A 7126-nucleotide genomic window follows, 5' to 3' on the forward strand; every position below is an offset into this window, starting at 1 on the left:
TATTTTTACTATTTTACTAATTTTTACTATTATTCTTATTTTAAAACTATTTTTACTAATTTTTACTAATTTTTATAAAAATAGGAAATACTTATTTAATATTAATTCTATATATTATTATGTTATATAATATTAAGATAAAAATAAAATCTTTTTATTTGGATAGAAGGCATTGTTTAAAGATAATCTGCTTTTTATTCTTTAATTTAATTATTCATGTATTTAAGGAGATAAAATGAAAATAGGAATGTCACATGGTGCTGGTGGAGAGGTTATGGGAAATCTAATCTCACAAACCATTCTTAATAATTTATCAAAAAAATCAGTTGAAGGAGGATATGGATTAGACGCTTTAGATGACGGAGCTACTATCCCTCTTGGCGATTATGAAATCGTCGTTACAACTGATGGTCATACTGTTAATCCATTATTCTTCCCAGGTGGAGATATAGGAAGAATATCTGCTGCAGGAACAATCAATGATGTTTCTGTTATGGGTGCAAAACCTTTAGCTATTTCAAATGCTATGATTTTGCAGGAAGGTTTTCCGATTGAAGATTTGGACAAGATCATCAAATCTTTAAGCGATACCTGTGAAGAAGCTGATGTAGCTGTAATTACCGGTGATACCAAAGTTATGGAACAGGACAAACTTGATGGAATTGTAATCGTAACTACCGGTATCGGAATTGCTAAAAAAGGAGAAGTAATTAAGGATTCAACCTTAAGTGTTGGTGATAAGATCATCATCACTGGAAGTGTTGGAGACCATGGAATGAGCTTAATGTCATTCAGGGAAGGATTCGGTTTTGAAACTGAACTTAAATCTGATGTGGCTCCAATGTGGGGAATTATTTCCAAAGCTCTTGAAGTAGGTGGAGTAACAGCTATGAAAGACCCAACTCGTGGAGGACTTGCAAACTGTATCAATGAAATGGCTCGTAAATCTGGAGTTGGAGTAATGCTTAAAGATGAAGCAATTCCTGTTAAGGAAGCAGTAAGAGCAGCATCTGACATGTTAGGAATTGATCCGTATGAAGTTGCTAATGAAGGTAAAGTTTTAATGGGTGTTAAGGCTGAAAAGGCTGAAGAAGTATTGGCAGCTATTAAAACAGACAAATATGGTAAAGATGCAGCTATTATTGGTGAAGTAATTGATGATGATAAGGTATTGATTGAAACAGGCATTGGTGGAGTAAGAATATTGGAAACTCCTATCGCTGACCCTGTTCCAAGAGTATGTTAGAATTAAATGTTATAATTATTAAATAATAAAATGAATTGGTGGTGATTTGATGGCACTATTCGGTAAACGAGCTGTAGCATATATACTTGATTTCTTTGTAGTTTCAGCATTTATGTGGATATTTTCATATTTAGCATATTTCTTTATAAACTACTTCAATATGTTCCAAATTTATCATTATTTTGTATTCATTCTTCCAATTTTAATTTTGGCTTATTTCACAATTTTAGAGAAGAATTTAGGTGCAACTGTTGGTAAAAGGTTAATGTTTTTAGAAGTTAAGTCAACAGTGCCAAGAAGAGGCAGACTTGGAAGAGATTTTTCCATCACTTATAGTCAGGCATTGATTAGATCTCTTTCAAAGATTTACTGGTTCCCGATTATTTTTGATGTAATCCTTGGAAAAATTACCGGTAAAACAAGACTCTTAGATGGTATTACTAGAACTACTGTTGTTGAAGAGGATACTGATGTATTCTTCCAAAGAAGATAATTTCAATTATCTTTTTTATTTTTTTAATTTCTTTTTTTATTAATTCCAATTAATTTAATTAATTTAAAATTTTAATATTTTTAATTTTTATTAAGGGGGTTTTTATGGCAAATAAACTTATTGTTAATGAATATAATATTTCAGATTTTGAACCTCATGAAAACTATAAATTGGTTCGCATTATTGATGAAAAGGCTAATTTTCCAATTAGTTGGTTAAATACCCAAGGGTACTGTGAATACAGTTTGTATCTTGAATATTTCCAAGGCGTCAAGACTATGCCAACTAAAGAGATGACTCTCGGAACTGAAGAGCATGCTCATTTAGAGGCTAAATTCAAAGAAACAGCTCAAGAATCCAGTTTTGAAGACGCTTTTGAATTATCCAAGGAAGAAGAAATAGTGTCTCGTGAAATGTTTGTGATTGATGCTGAAGATGGAATTCGTGGGTTTATTGATGAAATACGCATGACTCCAGATAGGATAATTATCATTGATGATAAGCCAGGAACTACAGCTTTTCCTTCAACCATTAATCAGGTTCGTGCATATTGTTTGGCATTTAAGAATATGATGGGTGATGATAATCGTCAAATCATAGCTGCATTAAGGCAAAGAGGAACCGACAACATATTTTGGCATGAAGAGTTCAATGAAAAAAATGAGGAAAATATCAGATATACAATCAATTTCTTGCATAGGTTGATTGATGATAAAAGGGATCCTATACCTACTAAAAATCCTAATAAATGTAGAAAATGCAGATTCCAAAGTTATTGTGAAGAAAAAGCTATTTAATTAATAGTTTTTTTTACTCTTTTTTTTAAATTATTAGTTAATTTGATTTCAACTTTTATTTTTAATAGCTATTGCTTTTTCAAATGATTAAAACTTTTTTTTTAAAAATAGTAATTTTTTTTATAAATGATTTAAAAATAGTAAAAAAAGAAAAGAATTTAAAAATAATTAAATATTTTTAAATTTCCATAATTGTTTTTTTAGCATCTATGACTTGATATGGGATATTAGTATCATCCAAGTCTTTGCCGATGTTTTTGCTCATGTCTCCAATTGAAAGGATTAAGACGTTAAGTCCTTTTCTAACTGCAGATTGAGCTGCTTCGCTTACTCCATATTCAATATCCACTGGAATATCCAAAGCATTAGCCACTACATGTGAAGTGGTACCGATAGCTGCTACCTTATCAATGGAGCTTAATCCATAGTTTTCGTATTTGCTCTCATAGATGTCTTTAACAAGGTCCATGTCTACAGCTCTTGATCCTCCTTGCTTGATTGGAGGTAATGAAATTATTAAGATTTTACTTTCTTTCACTTCTATAATTCCCTTAAGGTTTGTTAAAGCAACATCATATCCTTTTTTGGTATCCAATATTACATCAGCATATGCATCGGTTTGAGCATTGATTGAAGCATATAATCTGCCGTCTTCCATATATAAACCTACTTCGTCCCCTTCCTTAAGGTCTTCTTTTGCAATTGCAGGCCAAGTGGATTTATAATATGTCATGGTTTCAAGAACACTGTCGGAATACTTTCTTAAGGTGATTGCATCTTTTTTGACTTTATTGATTCCTTTTTGAGTAATCTTATATGGTGCTCTACCATCTTTTGAAGTAATGTATCCAAGTTCAGTCAAGGTTTTGATATTTTCAGAAACTGCTTGAATGGTTATTCCTAAGCGTTCTGCCAAATCCTTTTGCTTAAGGTTTGGTTCTTGCTTAGAGATTTCTCCTAAAATTTGAAAGTGAGTCAATGCTCCTCTTTTTTGTAATATTTCCATAATAATCACTTTTTATTCTTATTTGTAAAAGATAATTCTTACAGTTAATTTTTTATATGTACCTTATGTTATATAAAGTTTATTTTACTTTTTTATAAAGTACATTTGATAGTAGGTAAAGTTTTTAAAATGATGTTTTATTCCTTAAATGTGCTTTAATAATAATTATTGTAGATTTTATAAAAAATAGTGTGGGGGGTTTAATGTTTTATTTTTTTAAAAAGAGTTTTAAGTCTATGTAAATAGTTTTTATAAAAAATAGTTGAAAAAATAAAAATAGCTATTGAACTAATTGTACTCAGTTTGAAAAATAAAAAGGGGTATTGGACTAATTGTAGTCAGTTTGAAAAATAAAAAAAGCTATTGGACTAATTGTCAATAGCTAATCTTCCTTCTAATTTTTCATTCATCAAATTTAGGAACTCATCCCTTTTTTCTTTAGGTATATAGGCTCCACATGCTACATCGTGGCCTCCGCCGTTTCCACCTAAACTTTGAGCAACTTCCCTTATTATTGAACCGAAATGCACTCCATCGTAAGCTAAAAGCTTAGAGCAACGTAATGAAATCTTCAAATCATCATTTTCATCGCTTACTTGTGTAAATGCAATTATAGGTTTTCTCCAATCACCTTGGCTGAGTGCCATTCCTGCAATTGTTCCTACGACATTGCTTCTGATTCCTTCACCATCAAAGTATTGGATATTATCCTTTTGCACAATGGAGTTTCCTGCCTTTTCTATATTCACTCTCAAATAATATCTGTGCGCTCTTGAGATTTCATCAAGCTCATCAAGGACAAGTGCTCTGTCGCTTTCAATGTCTATTGAAACATTATCCTCATTTAAGATCTCATTTCTCATTATGGTCAATTCCAATAGCTTCAATGCAACTTCTGCCCTATTATTCCTTACACATGCATTCATGGCTGTGGAAAATTCTGAGGCATCTCTTAGGAATGTGTATTTCTCCTCGTTTTCAAACTCATAGCTTTCTCCCATAACCAATTTTGGAGCATGAATTGCATATTTGCTCGGAATCACTCTTGTAATCATTCCGATTAATTCCTTAATCAATTTGAATTTGTCTTTTTGATTCAAGTCACAGGCTCTGATTGATGTGTCGTTTACTGGGTTTCTGGTATTTATTCCAAGTCTTTTAAGCAAGTCCAATGCCCTATTCTGGTCATTGGTAATGTCCAATTTAACGTCACTGAAATATGATAATGCAACGAATAAAGGTCTTGACTGTCTGCCGTATAGTGACAAGTCGTTTTCAATTACATTAACCAAGCCTTCCTCTTTTGCATCCTTAAGGATAGTTCTGTTTAATCCTTCCAATTTTCCAGTCTTTCCGTTTTGAATATCTCCAATAGCTGCCAATATTCCAATCCAGCTTAAATCTGTAAAACCGAACTCCTTTGCGAGAAGGTAACATAATCCTCCACCACAGATTTCCTGTGAACCATCTATTCCATAAAAAATAGGGTTTATCTCTAAATATTCGTAGTCTACTGTTTTGCAGTAATCAATATCTCTAAGTGGTGGGTGATGATCAAGGATAAGTATTTTTGAATCCTTGCTTGCATTCTTGTCAACAGGTTGTCCAGACCCTAAATCTGAAAATATTGTTAATTCATGGTCTATTGGAACATCTTCCAATACATCAAGGTTAACGATTTCAATATCAAAGTCTGTTTTTCCTATCTTTTTTAGGATGCTTGTTAAAATAGCTCCTGAAGATATTCCGTCACAGTCCGTATGGCTATAGATTTTAATGTTTTCAGAGTTTTCTATAAGCTCCTTTGCCTCTTTGTATCTTTCTTTCATTTCTGGTGGTATCTGTTTTGTCATTTTAACGCCTTTTTAATTTAATGATTTTCTAACATATGGTTTTTAATTATAAAATTTTATTATCGTCTTTTTCCTTTTTTGCCTTTTTTATTGGAAGACCTATTTTCTTTTCTCATTTCTCTCATTTCTTTGATTGTATTTGATAAATTTATGAGAATTTCCTTTTTGCTTTCATCGCTGGTAATTATAACTCTTCCTGATTTTTCATACCATTCTCCAGGATAGGCCTTATCCTCTTCAGCATAATATTTGTATCTTAATTTCTGAGTAGCCTTTACGATTTCCTTTATTCTTGGTTCAGGAATGGCATATTCTTTAGATATTTTTCTGCCTTCATTCAATGATTTTTCGCTATCTAAATAAATTGGCCAAATCATCACTTCCTTCATATTTTCACCTCACTTCCTTTTTACTATAATTAATTATGTTAGCATAATATTTAAAAATTATTTATTTTCAAAATTGTGATTTTTCACATTAATTCACTTGTGCTTCAGGATTTAATTCTTTTTCAGTTCAATCATTGTGCTTTATGATTTTAGCCTTAGCAATGTTTTTATGACCTTTAGAATAAGCTTATATTTCAATCCGTTCTTATTTCCCTTTTCCATCAATTTGATTTCATTTAAGAATATTTTATTTTCTTCTTTGGAATTGTCACGACTTAACCATAAGCTAATCCAATTCAACAGATATGGATTTAAAAACAGGTCTTTATTTTGAATATTATAATCATCACAAAGCTCGCTGGATAATCTATATGCTCTTAGGGAATCATCAACCAATCTGAAATTGATGTTTTTTGTAACTGATTTATCTTCAACGTGCAATCTCATGAAATAATTATAGACAATCTTGTCGTTTAGGAACAGTATTCCCTTTTCGCTTTTCATATATGCTTTCAATAGGAAATTCAAATCCTCTGCAGAAATGCATTCAGGAAACTTGATATTGTTGTCCTTAATCAGTTCTGTTCTGTAAATCTTAGTCCAGAATGACGGCAAAATCTTTAGGATAGCTATTTCATCTGCATTTTCCTCTTTAATGTCCTTGATGAATATTTCCTTATTGTTTCCCTTATCAATTGCCTTTCCATAAAAGAATTTGCTTATTATGTTTTTCCATACAAAGCCGACAAATCCATTAAAGTTGGATCCATTCACCAAATCATCAAGATAATCATTGCATGGACTTTCCAAGCTTTCCATATATGGTGTGTATGATTTCCTGATGAGATTTTCCTCAGGATAATGTCTCAGGTATCTTCCAAATGCTATATCACAGTCATATTCCCTGATTTTATTGTATAATGTTTCACATGCATCTAAAGGATAGCTGTCATCTGAATCAATGAACATCAGATATTCTCCATTCACATAATCCAAAGCAATATTTCTTGGACCGTATGCTCCACCCATATTCTCAATCAAATGGATTGATTTGATGGTTTCCTTATTTGTCTGATTATTGATTTTTTCCCTATACTCTTCAATGATCTGCTTTGTATTGTCAGTGGAACAGTCGTTGGCAATGATGATTTCCAGATTTTCAATGCCTATGCTTTGATTGATTACAGAATCCAAAGTTGCAGGAAGATATTTCTCTCCATTGTAAACAGGTATGATTATGCTTATCTTAAATTGGCTGATAGAAATTCCTCCCTTAAAAAAATTCTGTTAATTTAATCTTGATTTTTTCAATTGCTATTCTTGTTATTTAATTTTGATTGTT

Annotated in this window: 7 protein-coding genes; 3 read left to right on the plus strand and 4 right to left on the minus strand. The window is 31.6% G+C overall.

From position 1 onward, the window contains the following. Positions 1-235 precede the first annotated feature (235 nt). From hypE to ACKI67_RS08490, 3 genes are all read left to right on the plus strand, one after another. The gene (gene hypE / locus ACKI67_RS08480) at positions 236-1246 is read left to right on the plus strand and encodes a hydrogenase expression/formation protein HypE (protein WP_292777486.1); all 1011 of its coding nucleotides are present in this window, start codon (positions 236-238) and stop codon (positions 1244-1246) included. Positions 1247-1295: 49 nt separating this feature from the next. Continuing rightward, positions 1296-1739 (plus strand): RDD family protein, encoded by a 444-nt coding sequence (locus ACKI67_RS08485; protein ID WP_407463097.1) that lies wholly within the window; start codon positions 1296-1298, stop codon positions 1737-1739. A 104-nt stretch (positions 1740-1843) separates the two neighbouring features. Next, a complete protein-coding gene (locus tag ACKI67_RS08490) occupies positions 1844-2536 on the plus strand; it encodes a Dna2/Cas4 domain-containing protein (protein ID WP_407463099.1) in 693 nt (230 codons plus the stop codon). Between the two features lie 178 nt (positions 2537-2714). Here the strand turns inward: ACKI67_RS08490 and ACKI67_RS08495 are convergent, their stop codons facing one another. The 4 genes from ACKI67_RS08495 to ACKI67_RS08510 all read right to left on the minus strand — a co-directional run bounded on the left by ACKI67_RS08495 (position 2715) and on the right by ACKI67_RS08510 (position 7050). After that, complete coding sequence (locus ACKI67_RS08495; protein ID WP_407463100.1) at positions 2715-3542, minus strand: winged helix-turn-helix transcriptional regulator; 828 nt, start codon at positions 3540-3542, stop codon at positions 2715-2717. A 368-nt stretch (positions 3543-3910) separates the two neighbouring features. Then, complete coding sequence (locus ACKI67_RS08500; protein WP_407463101.1) at positions 3911-5395, minus strand: DHHA1 domain-containing protein; 1485 nt, start codon at positions 5393-5395, stop codon at positions 3911-3913. A gap of 59 nt (positions 5396-5454) precedes the next feature. After that, positions 5455-5784, minus strand: coding sequence for a signal recognition particle subunit SRP19/SEC65 family protein (locus tag ACKI67_RS08505; protein WP_407463103.1), 330 nt, complete (start codon positions 5782-5784; stop codon positions 5455-5457). 141 nt (positions 5785-5925) lie between these two features. Further along, entirely contained in the window at positions 5926-7050 is a 1125-nt protein-coding gene (locus ACKI67_RS08510; RefSeq protein WP_407463104.1) for a glycosyltransferase family 2 protein, read from the minus strand. Positions 7051-7126 lie beyond the last annotated feature (76 nt).

Source organism: Methanobrevibacter sp., from assembly GCF_045577275.1.
GTDB lineage: Archaea > Methanobacteriota > Methanobacteria > Methanobacteriales > Methanobacteriaceae > Methanobrevibacter.

Bases quoted from the DNA above. Each gene is read 5' to 3' on its own strand.
- ACKI67_RS08485 (WP_407463097.1), top strand. From the start codon at position 1,296: ATGGCACTATTCGGTAAACGAGCTGTAGCATATATACTTGATTTCTTT.
- hypE (WP_292777486.1), top strand. From the start codon at position 236: ATGAAAATAGGAATGTCACATGGTGCTGGTGGAGAGGTTATGGGAAAT.
- ACKI67_RS08505 (WP_407463103.1), bottom strand. From the start codon at position 5,784: ATGAAGGAAGTGATGATTTGGCCAATTTATTTAGATAGCGAAAAATCA.
- ACKI67_RS08490 (WP_407463099.1), top strand. From the start codon at position 1,844: ATGGCAAATAAACTTATTGTTAATGAATATAATATTTCAGATTTTGAA.
- ACKI67_RS08500 (WP_407463101.1), bottom strand. From the start codon at position 5,395: ATGACAAAACAGATACCACCAGAAATGAAAGAAAGATACAAAGAGGCA.
- ACKI67_RS08495 (WP_407463100.1), bottom strand. From the start codon at position 3,542: ATGGAAATATTACAAAAAAGAGGAGCATTGACTCACTTTCAAATTTTA.